The 19,163-nt window shown below is 65.4% G+C and carries 10 protein-coding genes; 4 read left to right on the top strand and 6 right to left on the bottom strand.

Features of this window, described 5'->3' with window-relative positions; translation table 11 throughout:
* Positions 1-2 precede the first annotated feature (2 nt).
* From C6A82_RS07775 to C6A82_RS07785, 3 genes are all read right to left on the bottom strand, one after another.
* Positions 3-1,355 (bottom strand): MmgE/PrpD family protein, encoded by a 1,353-nt coding sequence (locus C6A82_RS07775; RefSeq protein ID WP_158261680.1) that lies wholly within the window; start codon positions 1,353-1,355, stop codon positions 3-5.
* Between the two features lie 87 nt (positions 1,356-1,442).
* A complete protein-coding gene (locus tag C6A82_RS07780; RefSeq protein WP_105349318.1) occupies positions 1,443-2,666 on the bottom strand; it encodes an MFS transporter in 1,224 nt (407 codons plus the stop codon).
* 170 nt (positions 2,667-2,836) lie between these two features.
* Entirely contained in the window at positions 2,837-3,979 is a 1,143-nt protein-coding gene (locus tag C6A82_RS07785; RefSeq protein WP_105349319.1) for a BTAD domain-containing putative transcriptional regulator, read from the bottom strand.
* Positions 3,980-4,120: 141 nt separating this feature from the next.
* On the opposite strand from C6A82_RS07785, the gene C6A82_RS07790 reads away from it, so the two are divergent.
* Positions 4,121-7,120 (top strand): protein kinase domain-containing protein, encoded by a 3,000-nt coding sequence (locus C6A82_RS07790; RefSeq protein WP_105349320.1) that lies wholly within the window; start codon positions 4,121-4,123, stop codon positions 7,118-7,120.
* Between the two features lie 74 nt (positions 7,121-7,194).
* Here the strand turns inward: C6A82_RS07790 and C6A82_RS07795 are convergent, their stop codons facing one another.
* Positions 7,195-8,586, bottom strand: a complete 1,392-nt coding sequence (locus C6A82_RS07795) for a nitrate/nitrite transporter (protein WP_105349321.1) — start codon at positions 8,584-8,586, stop codon at positions 7,195-7,197.
* 188 nt (positions 8,587-8,774) lie between these two features.
* On the opposite strand from C6A82_RS07795, the gene C6A82_RS07800 reads away from it, so the two are divergent.
* The 3 genes from C6A82_RS07800 to C6A82_RS07810 are packed head-to-tail and all read left to right on the top strand — an operon-like array spanning position 8,775 to position 14,614.
* A complete protein-coding gene (locus tag C6A82_RS07800) occupies positions 8,775-9,695 on the top strand; it encodes a two-component system response regulator (protein WP_105349322.1) in 921 nt (306 codons plus the stop codon).
* 4 nt (positions 9,696-9,699) lie between these two features.
* On the top strand, positions 9,700-13,482 hold the full coding sequence (locus C6A82_RS07805; protein WP_311101732.1) for an FAD-binding oxidoreductase: 3,783 nt from the start codon (positions 9,700-9,702) through the stop codon (positions 13,480-13,482).
* 7 nt (positions 13,483-13,489) lie between these two features.
* On the top strand, positions 13,490-14,614 hold the full coding sequence (locus C6A82_RS07810) for a sensor histidine kinase (RefSeq protein ID WP_105348099.1): 1,125 nt from the start codon (positions 13,490-13,492) through the stop codon (positions 14,612-14,614).
* Between the two features lie 112 nt (positions 14,615-14,726).
* Here the strand turns inward: C6A82_RS07810 and ponA2 are convergent, their stop codons facing one another.
* Together ponA2 and C6A82_RS07820 are read right to left on the bottom strand one after the other, a co-directional pair.
* Positions 14,727-17,192 carry a transglycosylase/D,D-transpeptidase PonA2 gene (ponA2, locus tag C6A82_RS07815; protein ID WP_105348097.1) on the bottom strand — a complete coding sequence of 822 codons (2,466 nt, stop codon included), beginning with the start codon at positions 17,190-17,192 and terminating at the stop codon, positions 14,727-14,729.
* Positions 17,193-17,353: 161 nt separating this feature from the next.
* Positions 17,354-19,153 (bottom strand): acyl-CoA dehydrogenase, encoded by a 1,800-nt coding sequence (locus C6A82_RS07820; protein WP_105348096.1) that lies wholly within the window; start codon positions 19,151-19,153, stop codon positions 17,354-17,356.
* Between the last annotated feature and the right edge of the window lie 10 nt (positions 19,154-19,163).

Consider the following 19,163-nt stretch of genomic DNA (forward strand, 5'->3'; position numbering starts at 1 on the left):
GGTCAGCTGTTCAGGGCAGGGAAGTGCGCGACGATATCTGCAATGTCCGCGCAGTTCTCCAGATCAAGGACCATGTCCGCGAGGGAGTTGATCACCGCAGGAGCGGCGCCGAGCCCCATCTCGAGGCAGCTCGTGAACTTGGTAATCGCCTCGTCGTCGGTCATGGGCTGCTCCGGGCTGCCCTCCATGAACTCGAGGAAGCGTTCGACGCGCTTACCGTCCTTGCAGAGGATGGTCACCCGGGTCGGGGCCATGGCACCCGCGTCGATCGCATCGTCGACCAGGACGCTCGTACGCGCGGCGAGAGCACTGACATTGGGATCGGAGATCTGGGGCCGCTGGAAGGTCGCCACATCGACCCTGCCGTGGATGAGCGCCGCCGCGAAGCAGTAGCCGGCGTTGAACTGGGCGTGGATCGTCGAGTCTCTGGCAACGTCGTAGGGCTCGCCGACGATCTTGTTGTTCACTTCACTCATGCCGATGACGACGCTCTGAATGTTCGCTGTTGTCAAGCCTTCTCGGTGCAGCTCTCGACCGATGGCGATCGCGTTATGAGTGCATCGGCAGCAGGGATACGGCTTCATGCTGTGCGTCATGATCTCCCACGTCTGGCCCAGATCCTGCAGGAGGGCGTCGGGCAGGACCTCGCCGCGCTCATAGAGTTGGAACAGCCCGGCTTCTCCCTCGAGGAAGCGCGTCGGCCCCGTGAGCCCCGCCTCGGCGAGGAAGGCCGCGGCCGTGCCGTTGCGCGAAGCGAACCCCGCTCCGAGGCGCTTCGCCAGCACGCCGTCGTTCAATGCTTGACGCGTGCCCGACGCCTGGTGATAGGCGAGCGCGACCGCGTCGGAGAACTTCCCAGCGCGCAGGTCGAGCACCCGCCCGGCCGCGGCCGCCGCACCGAGCGCGCCCATGACAGTCGTCGGGTGCCAGCCCTTGGCCATGCTGTTGGGTGCGGACAGCCCGAGGCGCGCCTGCAGCTCGACGCCGGTGGCGAGCGCCGCAATGAAGTCGCGCCCGCTCACGCTGCCCCGCGCCTCCGCCGCCGCCAAGGCCGCGGGCAGGATCGTGGCGTAGGCGTGCACACGGCCGGGATCGTGATTGTCGTCGAAGTCCAGCGCGTGCGCGGCTGCGCCGTTGGCGAGCGCGGCTGTCGGCGGCGCGACGCGTCCTTTGCCGATGAGCATCGTCGACGGGCCACCGCCCTCCCAGCCGAGAAGGAGGCGATTGACCTCCGGAATGCCGGGGGCGTCGGCGGCGGCGGCGATCACGCCAAGGGTGTCCAGCACGAAGAGCTTGATTCGCTCCACCACCGACGCGGGGAGGCTAGAGAAACTCCAGTTCTCGTAGGCGGCCATCACCTCGCGGCTGAACCCGTCGGCGGGCTTCGACGTAACGCTCATCGTGGTGGCTCCCTCGTGGCTCGGATCGGACTATATAGCGAATCAGTTGCGGGGCAGGGCAAATGCTGCGGCGGCCGCTGCCACACCGGCGAGGATGAGGACTGTCAATGCGACGCCGGTCCAACCCGCGTGGGCCAACGCGATACCACCGAACCAGCCGATGATGCTGGATCCGGCGTAGTAGAACAGGTTGTACAGCGATGAGGCCTGTGCCTTGCCGACGGTGGCTGCGCGGCCGGCCCATCCGGTGGCGATCGCGTGGGCGCCGAAGAACCCGACGGTGCCCACCACAAGTCCGATCAGTATCAGAAAAAGATTGCCGCACAGGGTGATCAGCACACCGGTGATCATGATTGCGATCGATGTCAGCAGAACGGCCTTGCGGCCGAACCGGGTGGCCATGGCCCCTGCGAGCGTCGACGCACAGGTGCCCGCCAGGTATGCGCAGAAGATCAGGCTGACCACCGTCACCGGCAGGTGATAGGGCGCGGCGGTCAGTCGGAATGCCAGGTAGTTGTAGATGGCCACAAACCCACCCATGAGCAGAAAGCCCTGAGCGAAAAGTATGAGCTGGCGAGGTGACCGCAGATTGGCGAGGAGGCGGTGGCTCAGAGTGCCCTCCGGGTTGACGCTCCGCCCGGTCGACGGCGCGAAACCCCGTGACTGCGGCGCGAGTTTGACGAAGGCCGCTGCCGCGGCGGCGCACAGTACCGCGACGGTGAACATGCCGACACGCCACGTTGAAACGTCGGTGACGGGACCGGCGACCACCCGGCCAAGCAGTCCGCCGATACTGGTCCCCGAGACGAACGTGCCCGCCCCGCGGGCGGCGTGCTCACAAGCGATCTCCTCGGTGAGGTATGCGATCGCGATGGCAGGCACCCCACCGAGCAGGAGTCCCTCCAACAGCCGTCCGGCGAGCAACAGATGAAAGCTCGGTGCCAACGGCGTGAGCAGACCCAGGACGCTTGACGTGATGACCGAGATGGTCATCGCCTTCACCCGTCCGATACGGTCGGCGATCACCGACCAGGGGACGACACCGACCGCCAGCCCGATCGTGCAGGCCGACACCATCAGCGCGGCACTGGCCGCGCCGACACCCAAGTTGGCCGAAATCTCGGGCAGTACCCCCTGCGGTGAGTAGAGCTGAGCGAAGGTGGCGATGCCCGCGCAGAACAACGCCGCCAGCAGACGGCGGTACGCGGAGGATCCTCGGCGGTAGCCGGCCCATGCGGGCCTGCGGCTGAGGGAGGTGGTTTCCATGCCGCCAAGTTATGTGGCCGGGAGTGGCGTGGCTCGCTTGTGCGCACAAGCCGCGCAATTAGCGATATCGCGGTTTTGCGCATTGTGCTCACTGCCGGACGCAGCCGCCACGCCCACTGCAATCCCGTCAATCCCGCTGAAAGGCAACCTGATCGAGCGGAGAAGGGTGACTATCCGAGGTCGGGCCCGTGGGCGGTGGCTTCGAATGTGAACTTGTGATCGCCGACGCCGATGACGTCTCCGTTGGCGAGGGTGGCGCTGGTGTGGATGCGCCCGTCCCGCACGTAGACCCCGTTGGCGGAGCGCAAGTCGGCGATCACGAAGCTGCTCCCGGTGTCGATGATGGCAGCGTGGTGGCGGCTGACCTTGCCGTCGGTGAGGACGATGTCGTTGTCGGGGCTGCGGCCGATTCGGGTGCTCATAGCGAGCGGGTGGACGCGTCCCTCGGAATCGCGCAACACTGGAGCGTCGGAATCGGTCTCGGTGTTCTCGCGGTGCGCGACGATGATCGTCTCATCGGCGTTCGCCTGGGCGGCCTTACCGGTGTTGAGTGGCTGTTGGTGCAGTACTTGCTCATAGAGACCGCGCAGCCTCGGACCAGGGCCGATGCCGAGATCCTCGGCCAGCGCGCGTCTCAATCGGTGGTAGGCATCGAGCGCGTCGGATTGGTGGTCGGCGAGGTAGTAGGCCGTGATCAGCTGCGCCCACAATGGCTCGCGGTAGGGATGGTCGGTGGTCAGCGCTTCGAGTTCATTGATCACCGAATGAGGCCTGCCACAGGCATTCTCGGCTTCTGCGCGGGCGATCTGTGTCACCAGTTTGTCCTCGGCCAGTGCCGCGGTGAATGCGTCGAAGACGATGAAGTCGCGCAGGTCGTCGAGCATGGGACCACGCCAGTGGGCAAGTGCAGCGGTGAAGTGGCTGCTGGCCTCCTCGAAGTGCGCATCGGAAGCGGCACGTACGCCCTTGGTTCGTTCTGTGATGAAGCGTCCGACGTCACAATCACTGTCGGGCACAGAGAGGCGATACCCCGGCGCTGCGCGGGTCAAGGTCTTGTGCGGATCGACCCCGGGCCCGGTTATCAGGCGACGCAGATTCGATACGTAGGTGTGCAGCGTGGAGGGCGCGCCACGGGGCGCGCCGTCGCCCCAGGCCGCATTGATCAGTTCATCCGTTCCCACTGTCCGATTGCGGTGCAGCACCAACATCGCGAGAACCGCGCGCTGCTTGGGCGTGCCCAGCGCCACGATGGTGTCGGCGACCCGCACCTCGCTTGGTCCCAGAATGCCGAACCAAACACCTTCCTGCGCCATCGCGCTGTCCAGCCTTTCACCTCGGCGGCAATGTGACCATTCTGCTATTAACAGATGCGTCAAACCGATACTCGGTTCTCTACGTGGCCACCGTCCTGCGGTCTTACGATCCAATTGGGCTTAGACACATGATTGAGGGTTATGAGCAGCGACCTGACAACAGGACGTAGCGCGGTCATCCCCATCACCGGGCAGTTGCGGGTGGGCGGGTTCGAGGATGCTGTAGAGATCGGACGCGGTGGTTTCGGGGTGGTGTACCGCTGTCGCCAGGTCGAGCTGGATCGGGTGGTGGCGGTAAAGATCCTCACCGTGGACATGGACGACAACCGTGTGCGGTTCGATCGTGAGCAGCGGGCGATGGCCAAGCTGACGGGGCACCCGAACATCGTGGCGGTGCTGCAAGTCGGACAAACCGACGACGGTCGTCCCTATCTGGTGATGCCGTTCTGCCAGCGGGGATGTATGCAAACCGAGATCAGTGCGGATGGCCGGTTGCCGCTGGCGGAGGCGCTGCGGGTTGGTGTGGCGATGGCGGCTGGGTTGGAATCGGCGCACCGCTTGGGAATCGTTCATCGCGACGTCAAACCGGCCAATGTGTTGTGGACCGACTACGGCGATCCGGCTCTGACCGATTTCGGTATCGCACACATGTCCGACGGGTTCACCACCGCGAGTGGCATGATCAGCGGCTCGCCGGCGTATATCGCTCCTGAGGTCATGGGTGGCAGTGCGCCTGATCGCGCATCCGACGTGTACGGGCTGGGCGCCACCCTCTTCGCCGCGTTGACGGGCCATGCCCCCTTCGAGCGGCGCAGCGGAGAATCGGTGATGGCACAGCTGTTGCGCATCACCACGGATCCGGTGCCAGATCTTCGTGAGCAGGACGTCCCGTCGGACGTCGCGCAGGTTGTCCAGCAGACCCTGTCCCGCAATCCTGCGAACAGACCCGCGATGGTCGAACTCGGTGAGGCGCTTCAGGATCTGCAGGCCGGACATGGCTTCGCGGTGGACGCGATGGCGCTGGCGGGCGGCAAGCGGACCGGCGAGATCGCGCATCGCCCCGCGCCCTCCGCATCGTCGGGCCGGCGCGAGGGGAACCTACCGGCGCCGCTGGCCGGATTCGTCGGGCGCGAGGCCGAACGCGCCGAGCTGGGGGCGCTGATCTCATCCTCACGACTGGTGACGGTGACCGGGGTCGGTGGTGTCGGAAAGACAACGCTGGCGCTGCAGGCTGCTCGCGAGCGGCTGACCGAGTTCCACGACGGGGTATGGCTCGTCGAAATCGGTGAGCTGCGTGACGGGTCGCTGTTGACGGGGCAGGTCGCGGGCGCGCTGGGGATCCACAATCAGGGCGTTAGGCCGTTGGGCGAGTTGCTGGTTGAGGTGCTCGCGCAACGCGAAACGCTGTTGGTGTTCGACAATTGCGAACACGTCATCGACGCTGCCGCCCTGCTCGTCGAAACTCTGCTGCAGGGTTGCCCGCGGCTTCGGATAGTGGCCACCAGCCGGGAGGTCCTTGGTGTCGGGGGAGAGGCGGTGCTGCCGCTGCGCCCGCTGAGCTACCCCGACGGAAACACTGTCGTGGGCCATCTCAGCCTCACCGAATACGACGCGGTGGCGTTGTTCGTCGAACGTGCGCGCACCGCTGCGCCGGGGTTCACACTGACTGCGCAGAACGCCGACGCCGTGGCGCGGATCTGCGCGCGGCTGGACGGGTTGCCGTTGGCGATCGAGTTGGCCGCGGCCCGACTGCGGGCGATGTCGGTCGAGCAGCTCGCAAAGCGGCTGTCTGATCGGTTCGGGTTGCTCACCCGGGGGAGGCGGGGGGCGCCGACGCGTCAACAGACATTGCGGCTGTGCATCGCGTGGAGCTTCGATCACTGCACTGCCGAGGAGCAGCGATTGTGGGCGCGGTTGTCGGTGTTCGCCGCCAGCTTCGAGCTCGAGGCGGCCCGCGATGTCTGCGCCGAGGACATGTCGGCCGACGAACTGCTCGATGAGCTCAGCGGGCTGGTGGACAAGTCGATCCTCATTCGCATCGAGGAGGACGCCGAGGTGCGGTTCCGACTGCTCCCGACCTTGCGGGAGTACGGCGAAGCCCACCTCAGCGGGGACGAGTACCAGCGGCTGCAGCGGCGTCACCTTGATTGGTATCGGCGACTGGTCAACGCCGCGAGGTCGGAATTCTTCACCCAGCACCAGATCCCGTGGATCAACCGCCTGCGCAGAGAAATGGCCAACCTTCAAGAAGCGCTGCAGTTCGGCCTGACCGACTCTCCGTCAGTCGTGCTGGAGATGACGACCATGCTGCGCTACGTCTGGGCGGCCACCGGGATGATTCAGGAAGGGCGCCGGTGGCTGGAGCAGGCACTGAGCGCCGCTACCGAGCCGACATCGATGCGCGTCCATGGGCTCATCGCCCTCGGCACGCTCGGCCTCAGACAGACTGATTGGGCGATGGTGACAGCATGTGTGGCCGAGGCCCGCGAGCTCCTCGAAGCGATGCCCGACCCGGTAGCCCAGGGTTATATCGACTACACCGAAGGCTTCGGCGCCCTGCTGCGCGGTGAGTTGGAACTGGCCCCGGCGTGGGCCGAGCGAGCGTTGGCCGCCACCGACGATTTCGAAGTCCAGATCATGGCGATGACTCTGATGACGTTGCGGTTCTCCATCACCGGTGACGCGGCACAGGCACTGCAGTACGCGGAGCAGGGGCTGGCGTTGGCTGAACCGCGCCGCGAAACGCTGATGCGGCACTACATGTTGGCTGCCGTCGGAGGTAGCCGCCTCGCTCTGCGCGACGTAGAGGGTGCTGAGCGCGTGATGCGCGACGGGTTGCAGCGTTCCCGGGCGATCCACGATCCGTGGACCGGAGCCCAGTTCTTGGAGATGTTGGCCTGGGCGGCGGCGGCTAACAACGATCCGCGGCGTGCCGCGGTCCTGCTGAGTGCTTCGGCCGCGATCAGCCGCGCCAGTGGCGCCACCTCGACAACCGTTGCTTTCGCCGGCGCGTTCCACCACAGGTGCGAACGGTATGCCCGCGAACAACTTTCGGCGATCGAATACGAGACCGCATCGATCGAGGGCAACGCACTCAGCTTCAACGAGGCAGCGGCCTACGCGCTCGATGAGTATCACTAGACGCCAGTCGGGCTGCCGCTGAGGCGGCAGCCCGACATGTCTTCGTCGAATCGAGGCGGCTTTCACCGACTCCGTCAGACGCCGGCCCGCGCCATTCGGGAGTTCGGTCGAAGGTAGGCGAACCAGGTGAGCGCCAACAAGACGACGAAGAAGCCCGTGTAGAACCACAGTGCCGGCTCGATGCTGCCGTACTGCGATTTCGCCCATGCGTAGGCCAGCGGAACCACGAAGCCGCCGAACGCGCCGATCGCAGAGATGAAGCCAAGCGCCCCGGCCGCCTGACGGCGCATCAGCACCATGGTGTGTGGGTCACCGCCGGCGTCCTCTCCCTTGACCCGGAAGATCTTGGAAATCATCCGGTAGGTCGAGCCGTTACCCATGCCGGTGGCGACGAACAGAAACAGGAAGCTGGCGAAGAAGCCCGGCAGGTTTGCCGCTTGCACCGACCACAGCACCGCGGCCGCACCAAGGGCCAGCATCGCAAAGCTCGCCGCGGTGACGCGCGCTCCGCCAAACCGATCCGAGAGCCAGCCGCCGAACGGCCGTGCCAGCGACCCGATGCCGGCGCCCAGGAATGCCCACGTCAACGCCAGGTCTCCGCTGTCGAACACCGTCTTGAGCAGCGTCGGGAACGCTGCGGAATACCCGATGAACGAGCCGAAGGTGCCTATGTAGAGAAGCGAGAGGATCCAGGTGTCGGAGTGGCGCAGCGATTGCCACACCGGCGCCACGTCGGCCTTGGCCTCGCTCAGGTTGTTCATGCCCAGGTACGCGCAGACGGCAGCGGCAACGGCCAGCGGCACATAGAGCAGCCCGGCCATCGACAACACGACGCCGCCGCCGAGCGTGATCACAATCGGAACGATCTTCTGCACCACCGCCACGCCGATGTTTCCGCCGGCCGCGTTGAGGCCGAGCGCCCAGCCCTTCTCCTTCTCCGGATAGAAGAACGAGATGTTTGCCATCGACGACGCGAAGTTGCCGCCACCGAATCCGGCCGTGGCGGCGATCAACAGCAGCACGCCGAACGGAAGGTCCGGCTGGGTGACCGCCCACGCCAGCCCAAGGCAGGGAATCACCAGCAGAAGCGCCGAGACCACGCTCCAGTTGCGTCCGCCGAAGATCGGAACCGCGAAGGTGTAGGGGAGTCGGAGAAGCGCACCCACCCCGCTGGGCACGGCCACCAGCCACAATGCCTGGCTGGGGCTGAGCGCGAAGCCGGACGCAGCCGCAGTGCCGTCGGGCCCGGCCATCATCTGGACGACCACGATGCTCCACAAGAGCCACGCCGAGAACCCGATGTGCTCGGCAAAGATCGACCAGATCAAATTGCGGCGGGCGATCGGCTTGCCGACCGTGTTCCAGAACTGCGGGTCCTCCGGTCGCCAATCATCGATCCAACTTTCGCCGCGACTCGATGGCTCGGGTCGTGAAGGCGCGAGTAGCGGGGTGGCTGTCATGGTCATGTCGGGACTCCGTTCAGTACGTGCTGATCGCCAATGGCCGGACGATCAATTTCTGCTGTGCACGCACGCCACATCGGTGGGCGCGTTGAACGACACGATTTCGCACCGGTCTCAACAACTTCTCAACAAACTTTCCTCGGACGTCAATTACCGGCGCCGGGAACATAAGCCGTGTTAGCGTCCCCGCTGTGGAGCCCACGATGAACGTGCCCACCCGGAGAAAAGTGCTCATCGTCGACGATGAGCCCGACATCCACGCCATCACCCGGTTGACCCTGCGCGATCTCGTTCACGGCGAGGAGCAAGTCGAATTCGTCAGCGCCATGTCGGGACGAGAGTGCGTCGAACGCCTACGCGAGCAGCCCGACATCGCCGTGGTGTTGCTCGATGTGGTCATGGAATCCGAGCACGCGGGCCTCGATGCGATCGGCGTGATTCGCGAGCAGCTCGGCAACCGGTTCGTACGAATCTTGTTGCGTACCGGGCAGCCGGGCGCAGCGCCGGAGCGCGAGACCATCGAGCGCTACGACATCGACGGTTACCTGCCCAAGGGCGAGGAGTCGGCCAACCGCGTGTTCGTGGCGGTGCGGACGGCGCTTCGGGCCTGGGATCAGCTGGTCGAGCTCGACCACCGCCGCCGTCAACTCGAGATCGTCCACGAATGTGCGCTGTCGCTGCACGCCTTCGATGCGGTCGACGACCTGTGCAGCAGGATCCTCGACGCGGCCGTCGCCATTTGCCCTGCGCCGCTGGCGGTCTTACATCTGGAGACCGTGTCGAGCGGCGACGAATCCCGAGCATTGACCAGCCACGTGTCGACTCAGGATGACCCGTCGGCGGTCGACGCCAAGGTGGAGGAGGTGTCCCGATCGTTGCGCGAAGGCCTCAATCAGGAGGGACCGGTGGCGGGTGGATACATATGGCCCATCGCGCTCGACCGCCAGCTCGGCGACGGATGGCTTTATGTCCAAGTCGCCGACCCGGATCAGTTGACGCGCACCAACCTCTCGTTGTTGGTCGCCCACGCGCGCAACGCCCTGTACGCCAGCGTCGCGCAGGCGATGCTGGCCGGGCGCGAGGGCCCGTTGTTCACCTCCATCGCAGTGTGAACCGATGACAGTTCGCACCATCCCGCACGCCGGCGTGCTCGAGGATCTCGATACGTTGCCAGCTTATCTGGCGGTGGATCATGGCGCGGCTCATCCGACGACTGGGCGCTACTCGTGCGCGTTCTGTGGCGTCGGAGACAGCGGTTTGGTCGCCTCCGAGGATGCGTCCGAGGCGGGCTGGGACACTCTCGGGTCCGGCGCGGTCAAGGTCGAGCTGTCCAGGCGTGGTGTCAGCGAGGAGTTCGACGGCACGCTCAGTGAGGACGGGATGGTCGTGATCGCGACCAGCGAGCCGTTGGTCGCGGCGGGCGGGGTGCTGTCTGTCTCGATGGTCGGTGAAACCGGTTCCGGGTCTTCCCCGCGCGCGGTCGTCTTGCGCGACGCGGGTCCGGTCGCGTCCGAGTCGGGCGCGATGACCGGGCAGCGGTTCGTTCGGTACCGGCGCGGCGGTGGGATCACCGAGAGTCGGATGGAGCAGGTGGGGCCGACGCGCGGCTGTGCCAAGCTGCTGTTGTCGACCGTCCGGCAGCGGCCGGCGTTTCCGATCCATGTGACGCCGAGTGTTCGCGATGGCGACGGCCGGCGGGCGATCTCCTATGAGGAGGCGATCGGCCGGCTGGCCGATCTGGTGCTCGAGCACCTCGGGTCCCGGGGGCGCACCTTGTTGTATGCCTGTGGCCAGGTCGACTACTTCACGATCTTCGCCGTCCAGGAGGTCCTCCGGCTGCTGGGCGTTCGGAACCTGACCGGCAATGCCGAGCATTGCCTCAATGCCGGCGCGGTGCACAACGAGACGCTCACCGGTCAGGAGGGGCCGTTCGTCACGATCGACCAGGGTCTACGCGGCGACGGTGAGCGCCTGTATCTGTTGAACGGCTGGAACGGCTATGTCACCCATCCGCCGGCATTTCAAGAGCTCCTGAGGCGGGAGGATCTCGACGCCTACCTTGTCGAGGTCCAGGTCACCGAGTCGGCGAAAGCGGTCGCCGAACGCCTGGGGCCCGATCGGGTCCTGTTGATACGGCCGCGCACGGATCCGATGTTGGCGATGGCGGTAATCCGCGAAATCCTGGTCGAGCACACCGATGCGATCGACCATCGATTCCTCGATCGCTTCGCCGATCGGCAGTCGTTCGAGAGTCTGCGTGCCCGAGCGATCGCGCCGGAGTTCGCCGCGGATCTTGTGGCGTCGCGGATCGCGGCCGGACCCGAATACGTCGACCGTCTGGCTACCGCGATCCGGCGGATCGCGCGGACGATCGCGCGTGCGGGCGTGGCACCGGTGAACATCCCGTCGGTCGGGTTGTCGCAGACGAGCGGGATTGTCGCGCACTGCCTCTGGGGTTGTGCGATGGCGTTGGTCGGCAAATACGGGCTGCGCGGCGACGGTTCGCTGGCCGGGGGCACCCTACGGCTGCCGGGCCAGATCAACGCCCAGTCCGAGGTTCAAGGCCTCTCCCGCAATGTGTTCATGGGCCGGATCCGGATGGACGGCCACGTCGATGCCGCCCGTCGCATGGGGCTGGATGACGACGCCTACGAGCGTGTACTGAACGACGAGCCTCGCGCCGCTCTGGACTACGCCGAACCAGCCGACATGCCCGAGCTCTTCCTGTTCTTCGGCACGCAATTCGAAGCCAACATGATGCAGCGGCGGCGCTGGCTGGACAAGCTCACCGGGCCCGGCGTGCGTTTCGTTGTCGTCGACCCCATCCCCGATCCGTTCGCCGAACAGCACGCCGAGCTGATCATTCCCTCGCCTCCGCACCCGGCGACCACCAAGCTGTACCAGAACGGGGAATGGCGTCTGTCGCTTGGGGTTCCGCAGAAACGGGCGGCGCAGGAGACCCGCTCGGATGCGACCATCCTCTACGACCTGATGGCCGAGATCACGAACCGCGTCGAGCGTGACGACGCGGTTGCCGAAGCCCATCCGGTGCTCGCTCGCCATGCCACTACCGGCTGGCTTCGCGGCCGGTTCAGCGATCCCGGGCTACCGCGCGTGGACGGCGAGGTCAGCCGCGCACACCTATGGGACCGCATCCAGGCCTACATGGGTGGCGGGTCGGGGCCGCTGTATTGCCGCCCAGAGCACGCCGACGGCACACCGATCGCCTGGCACGAGCTGTTGGCCGGGTCGGTCGTCTACGGCGGCGTTGGCACCACCCGCTTCCGCCTCGACTATGACAGCGAAGACGCCCAGCCGTTCGGCGACGTGTACCGCCGTCCGACGAGGTTCAAGTTCTTCACCCCGACCGAGGAGGACCTGCACTTCCCGGAAGGCGTGATCCTCAACAGCGGCCGTTCGTCGTTGTCGGACGATCGCGCCGCGGTGCAATTCGCCACCAACACCTTCAATTCCGGCAAGGCCACGCCGCTCGCCGGGATGCCCGACGACGCTCCGCTCTTCGTGTCAACGGCGCTGGCTAGAACCCACGGACTGCGTACCGGCGACCAAGCGAGGGTCATCAGCAGAGAGACCGGCGAGGAAATCGTTGTCCCGGTCGTGGTCAGCGACCGGGTCAAAGGCGACACCACCTACATGAGCTTTCACAAGTCGCGCGCTCAACTCGAGTCCGGCGTCTACGTCAACGATGTCACCGAATCGAGTGGTCGGTGTCGGTATTCGAGCCAGACCACCGTCAAGGCCACCGAGGTCGTTCTGGAGCGCGTAGCTCCGCTGCGGCTTGACCCGTCGACGTTGGATCCGACCGAGGAACTGCCGCTGTGGACCGGGCAGCAGACCCCGCTGCATGTCACGGATGTGCTGCGCGAGACCCACGACGTGGTGACGTTCCGCTTCCAGGGCGACCCGATGTGTCGGTTCGTGTACCAACCGGGGCAGTTCCTGTCGTTGGTGCTCGACATCGACGGCAAGAAAGTCGTGCGCTCGTATTCCATCTCGTCGACGCCGACGCGGCCCTACGTCCTGGAGATCACCGTGAAGCGGGTCCCGGGCGGGTTGGTCAGCAACTGGCTGATCGACAACCTCAAACCCGGCGACCGCATCGAGGCCTCGGGGCCGCGCGGCAACTTCTGTCTGCGCCCCGGCCAGATTCCCCGCAAGCTCCTGTTCCTCGGCGCGGGAAGCGGTGTGACGCCGCTGATGTCGATGGCGCGGTGGCTGTGCGATGTGTCCGCCGATGTCGACGTGGTGTTCCTCAACTCGGTGCTGACCTCGCGCGACATCATCTTCGTCTCCGAGATGGAACTCTTGAGCTCCCGTTACCGGATGTTCTCGCCGGTGGTCATGACCACCACCCGCGAGTACTCGGGCACCACCATGACTGGGCGAATCAGCAGGGCGATGATCGATGCGATGGCCCCGGATCTCCATGAGCGCCAGGTGTACATGTGTGGCCCTCCGGGCTTCATGGATGCCGCGCGCGCCATCCTCACCGACATGGAGTTCGACCTCAGGAACCTGCACGCCGAGAGCTTCGGCGGTGTACGCACCTCGGTCGCCGACAAACCGGCTCCCATCGGTTCTCACGCCCAGGACGTCGAGGATGGCCTCGCGGTCGGCGCACTCGGCGTTTCCTTCGTGCGCTCGGGCAAGGCCCAGCGCACCGACGGGCGTGCCACCCTGCTCGACATCGCCGAAGCCTGCGACGTCAACCTCGACTACGCCTGCCGCGTCGGCAGTTGCGGGGCCTGTCGCACGCGCCTCCTCGACGGGGAGGTGACCTGCGAGGACGACGGCGCCCTCACCCCCGAGGAGCGCAGCCAGGGATACGTGCTCACCTGTGTGGCCCGGCCACGCACCGACTGCACCCTCGACGCGTGAGCGAGACGTGAACGATCTCGTCGACATCTTGCGACGCCATCGACGCCATCTTGTCGCCGAAGTCACGGCGCAGATCACCGCCATTGCGGTCCCCGCGCCGGAGTTCGGCGAAGCGAAGCTGCGCGCCAACCTCGAGCTCTGGTTCGACGATCTGATCGAGCTCATCGATTCGGGCACCTCGGATGCGATGCACGACCGCGTGGAAGGCATCACCAGCCGCAGCATTCGTCCGTTCTCGCAGGACTCATTCCGCGCGAGCTACCTCATCAGGCCCGCCTTGCAGAAAGTACTGGAGAACGAGGGTGCCGACTTCGCTCAGATCGAGCCCGTTCTGACACGGATGATGATCGCTGCGGGTGAGGCGTATTCGGCGGCCTACCAGGCTCGGCTGCTCGCACTGCAAGAGCAGCGGCTATCGCGCGAGGCCGAAGCGGATCGGCTGCGTGCGGTGTCGCACCTGGTGATGGGTGTGGCCCATGAGCTCAACACGCCCCTCGAGGTCATCAGCCAGGCGGCTGAACTGATGGCGCACGACGGGAACAACGACCTTCGCGACGCGGCGATGCTTATTCGTACCAATGCTTCCCGCGCCAGCCGCCTGATACGTCAGTTTCGCGGCCTTTCGGTCGGTGAAACCCCAGACGCGATCCAGCCGGTCGACGTTGTGCGCGCGGTCAACGACGCGATCGCTTTGTATCGCACGAGCGCCCTGGAGCCGAAGCTCGACGTGAATGTTGTCGACCAGCTCGGGCATGCCGGGGGCGATAAGCAGTGGCAGGGCTATCCGTTGTACTTCACGCACGTGCTCGCGAACCTCTTGTCCAACGCCGAGCATCACGCTTACCGCGACGCCGGCGGCCCCGTGGACATCGTGATTGCGCGCCGCGGCGACCGCCTGAACGTCACGGTCGCCGATCGCGGAGTCGGGATTGCGAAGAATGACCTCGACAACGTCTTGCACCCCTTCTTCACCACCGGGCGCAGTCGGGGCCGGACCGGACTGGGGATGGCAGTGGTCTACAACCTGGTGACTGCCGGGATGCACGGCACACTTCGCGTCGACTCCGAGGTGGGAGAGGGGACTCGTGTGCATCTCGACCTGCCTTGGCGCGACCCGCACGGCGCTACGTGATCTCGCTCGCTCGGAGTCTTGTAGCCGCATTGCAGAGAACCGTTTCTTTTGCGGGCGCGGCTGGCACATGCGCTCCTTGACCAGGCACTGAAACATTTTTCGGCCGCGGGCATCAGGGCGGTGGCGGCTCACCCGGCGGCGGCGGTGGCGGGGGGCCCAGCAACGGCACGGTGATCGGAGGTAGGCCCGGTATCTCCACGACCGTCGTGCCGGCCTCCGGAGGAGGACCTCCATCCGGTCGATCAATCGGCGGCGCCTCGACCGGACGTGGTGGAGGCGCGGGCGATATCCCGTTGCTGATATTGATGGTGATGACCGACCCGGGGAAGGTTTGACCGCTCGGGTTGGTCCCGACCACCGTGCCATAAGACGCGTAACTGTTCACCGACGGCGTCTGGTCGGCGACCTGAAAACCCGCGTCTTTGAGACGCTGACGCGCCTCATCCACCTTGAGTCCTGACACACTCGGGACGCTGCCGCCCGGTGCGCCGTCGACATAGAGCGGATCGGTCGGCGGCAGGTGCACTTCGCCGAAATCGTTCGCTATCGGCTTCATCGCCTCGAACCATGTACGGGCGGGCTCATTGCCGCCGTACAGGTCGCCGCTGCCGCACGCGCGCAACGGGAATGAACAGATGCCGGACGGACTGCTGGAGTCGGCGAAGATGTAGTTCGCTGCTGCGTACTGATTGGTGAAGCCGACGAAACCAGACGATCGATGCGATTCGGTGGTCCCGGTCTTTCCCGACATCGGCAGGGTCCAACCTGCCGAACTGGCCGCGCCCGCCGCCGTGCCTGGGCTGACATGGTCTTTGCCCAGCGCGTTCGCGAACGTGTTGGCAAGCCCCTCGGGGACTGCCTGGTCACACGGCTGACTGTCGAATGACACCTCATTGCCATGGCGGTCGAAAATCGTGTCGATCGGCGTGGGCGGGCACCACACGCCGCCGGAGGCCAGGGTTGCGGCAACGTTCGCCAGTTCGAGGGCGTTGAGCTGGTAAGGACCCAAAGTGAACGACCCGGTGTTCTGTCTCTTGATGTAGTCGGCCAGACTCTCGTTACTCGTCGGGTCGTAGGGACGCCCCGTCCCGGGAAGCGCGTAGGACCGAAGACCCAGACGCACCGCCATGTCGACCGCGCGCGGAACGCCGACCTGTTGGATCAACTTGGCGAAAGCAGTGTTCGGTGAGGTTGCCAGCGCATCGGTGACATTCATCGACCCGCGGTAGTTCCCGGCATTCTTCACACACCAGGTTTCTCTCGGACAGCCCGGAGTATCGCTGCTGCCCAGGCCCTTGGCCTGAAAGAATCCAGGCGCCTGCAACTGGGCATTGATACCCATGCCCATGTCGAGTGCCGCGGCTGTGGTGAAGATTTTGAAGATCGAACCGGCCCCATCGCCCACGAGCGAGAACGGCTGCTGTTGCACCGTCTCGTTGGCTTCCCCGTTGAGCCCGTACGTCCGGTTGCTGGCCATCGCCATAACGCGATGCGTGTCCTTGCCGGGCTTGATCACGTTCATCACGCTCGCGACACCGTCGAGGGTCGGGCTGGCGATCCCGTCGATCGCCGATTTTACCGAAGCTTGCACCTTGGGATCCAGCGTCGTCCGTATCAGATAGCCGCCGCGTGCGACTTGCTCCTTACTGATACCTGCTTGCGCGAGGTACTCCAGCACATAGTCACAGAAGTAACCGTTCTCGCGGGCGGCGATGCACCCACCTGCGAGTTGCTTCGGCTGGGGTAGCACTCCCAACGGCTCGGCTTTGGCGGCACGAAACTCATCGGATTGGGCAGGGAGATTCTCGATCATCGTGTCCAACACGAGATTTCGCCGCTGCAGCGCAGCCTCGGGATTGGTGTAAGGGTCGAGCGAACTCGTCGACCGCACCAGGCCGGCCAGCAGCGCGGCCTGGTGCCAGTCGAGCTGCGAGGCATCGATGCCGAAGTACGTCTGCGCGGCGTCCTGAATACCGAACGCGCCGTTGCCGAAATAGACCAAGTTGAGGTAACGGGTCAAGATCTCCGGTTTGGACAGCGTCTTGTCGATGGTCAGCGCCATCCGGATCTCGCGAAGCTTACGCGCCGGCGTCAATGCAACAGCTGCTCGCCTCTCGGCGTCAGTCTGGGCCGTCACCAGTAGCTGATAGTTCTTGACGTACTGCTGCTCGATGGTCGATCCGCCGCGGGTGTTCACGTTGCCCGACAGGTAACCGGACAGCCCCGTCAAGGTGCCTTGCCAGTCCACGCCATTGTGTTCGGTGAAGCGCTTGTCTTCGATCGAGACGATCGCGAGCTTCACGGTGTTTGCGATCTGCTCGGTAGCCACCTCGAAGCGCCGCTGAGAGTACAACCACGCGATCGGGTTCCCCGCGACGTCGACCATCGTCGAAACCTGCGGCACCTCACCCTGGAGGAGTTGCGCGGAGCCATCGGCAACGACGTCGGACGCGCGGTTGGACAACAGCCCGATGCCGCCGACGAACGGGAACATCAGCGCGGCCACCAGTACGCCGGCTAAGAGACAGCACCCCGCCAACTTCCGAACGACCCCCAGGACCGGTTGGAGCTCCGGCATCCCCCCAGACTAATGGTGAATTTGGGTCCACATGCTCACACCACGCCGAGTTTCGCCCGCGTCGACGAATGGCGTTACCGAGCCAAGCGCACCGGCCACGGTGTGTTCGCACTCTTGATGGGCCTACGAAGGCCTCTCGCTACGGACTCGGCGGCGCCTGGTCAGCCGAACCAGGCGTTCTGCATCTCCAGCGTTGTGCGGTCAAGTGACTGCAAAAGGTCAAGCTGCGGACCGGTTTTCGGCAGTTCGTAACGGAAGAAGTACCGCGCGGCTTGTCGTTTGCCATCATAGAAATCACCCTCGCGTCGGTGCGCGGCAACCACCTGCTCAAGCCACATCCACGCGACCACGATGTGTCCGAACGCCTCGAGATACGCCACGCTGTTGGCCAGGGCCGCCTCAATGTCGCCTGACTCGAACATCACGGCGGTCACCCCGGTCAGGTGCTGCCCCGCCGCATCGAGCGCAGCTGACAGTTCTGCCGGCTCGCCCCCGAGCTCGCCGGCCTCCGCCACCGTCCGGCCGATCGCTTCGCCCAGCGCCGCGAGCCCCGCACCGCCGCGCATGGTCACCTTGCGACCAAGCAGGTCAAGACTCTGGATGCCGTGTGTGCCCTCGTGGATGTGGTTGAGCCGGTTGTCGCGATAGTGCTGTTCGACGTCGTACTCGCGCGTGTAGCCGTAGCCGCCGTGAACCTGGATCGCGAGGTTGTTGGCCTCCAGGCACCACTGCGACGGCCAGCTCTTGCCCACCGGCGTGAGCATGTCCAGGAGCAGCGCGGCGTGGGCGCGTTCGTCGTCTGACTCCGCGCTGTGCTGAAGGTCGACCAGCTTGGCGCAGTACAACAGCAGCGCCATCCCACCCTCGACATACGCCTTCTGCGCCAACAACATTCGCTTCACGTCGGCATGCTCGATGATCGGCACCTGCGGGGCCGTCGGATCCTTGGCCGTCACCGGGCGGCCCTGCGGGCGTTCCCTGGCGTATCGAACCGACTTCAGGTAGCCGGTGTAGCCCAACGCCACCGCACCCATCCCGACACCCAGCCGGGCCTCGTTCATCATCGTGAACATGTAGGCGATCCCGCGGTGCTCTTCGCCGACAAGATAGCCGACCGCGCCGGGTTGCCCGCCGGGACTGAAGGTGCCGTCACCGAGACTGAGCACCGTGTTGGTGATGCCTCGCTGACCCATTTTGTGATTGAGGCCGGCTAGTGCCACGTCGTTGCGCTCCCCGATGGCGCCGTCGGCGTCGACGAGGTACTTGGGCACAACGAACAGCGAGATGCCCTTGGTGCCAGGAGGACCGCCGGGGATTTTCGCGAGTACGAGGTTGACGATGTTGTCGGTGAGCTCATGTTCGGCGCCGGAAATCCACATCTTGGAGCCGAACAGCCGGTACGTGCCGTCGTCCTGGGGTTCTGCTCGGGTGAGGATATCGGCCAGCGACGAGCCCGCCTGTGTCTCGGACAGCGCCATCGTGCCGGAGAACCGGCCGGTCAGCATCGGCTGTAGATAGGCCTCGACCAGCTGGGGCGAGCCGAACCGGGCCAGCAGGTTGGCGTTGGCCATGGTCAGCATCAGGTAGCCGGTCGTGCCGACGTTGGCTGCCGAGAACCATGCGAAGCCGGCCTGGGCCACGGTGACGGGCAACTGCGCACCGCCCAACCGTCGGTCCAGCGACATCGGGAGGAGATCTGCCTCCGCGAACGCGTCCCAGGCGTCCTTCACCTCGGGAATGATCGTGACCTTCTCGCCGTCGAAGGTGGGCTCGTTGGCGTCGCTCGTCTTGTTGTGCGGCGCGAAATACCTTTCGGCGAGTTGTTCACACAGATCGAGTACTGCGTCGAACGTCTCACGCGAGTGCTCGGCGAAGCGCTCACGCTTAGTCAACTCGTCGACCTGCAACCATTCGAACAGCAGAAAATCCAGGTCACGGCGCGAAAGCAACATCGACTTCATAGCCGTCCTC

This window comes from Mycobacterium sp. ITM-2016-00318, from assembly GCF_002968285.2.
GTDB lineage: Bacteria > Actinomycetota > Actinomycetes > Mycobacteriales > Mycobacteriaceae > Mycobacterium.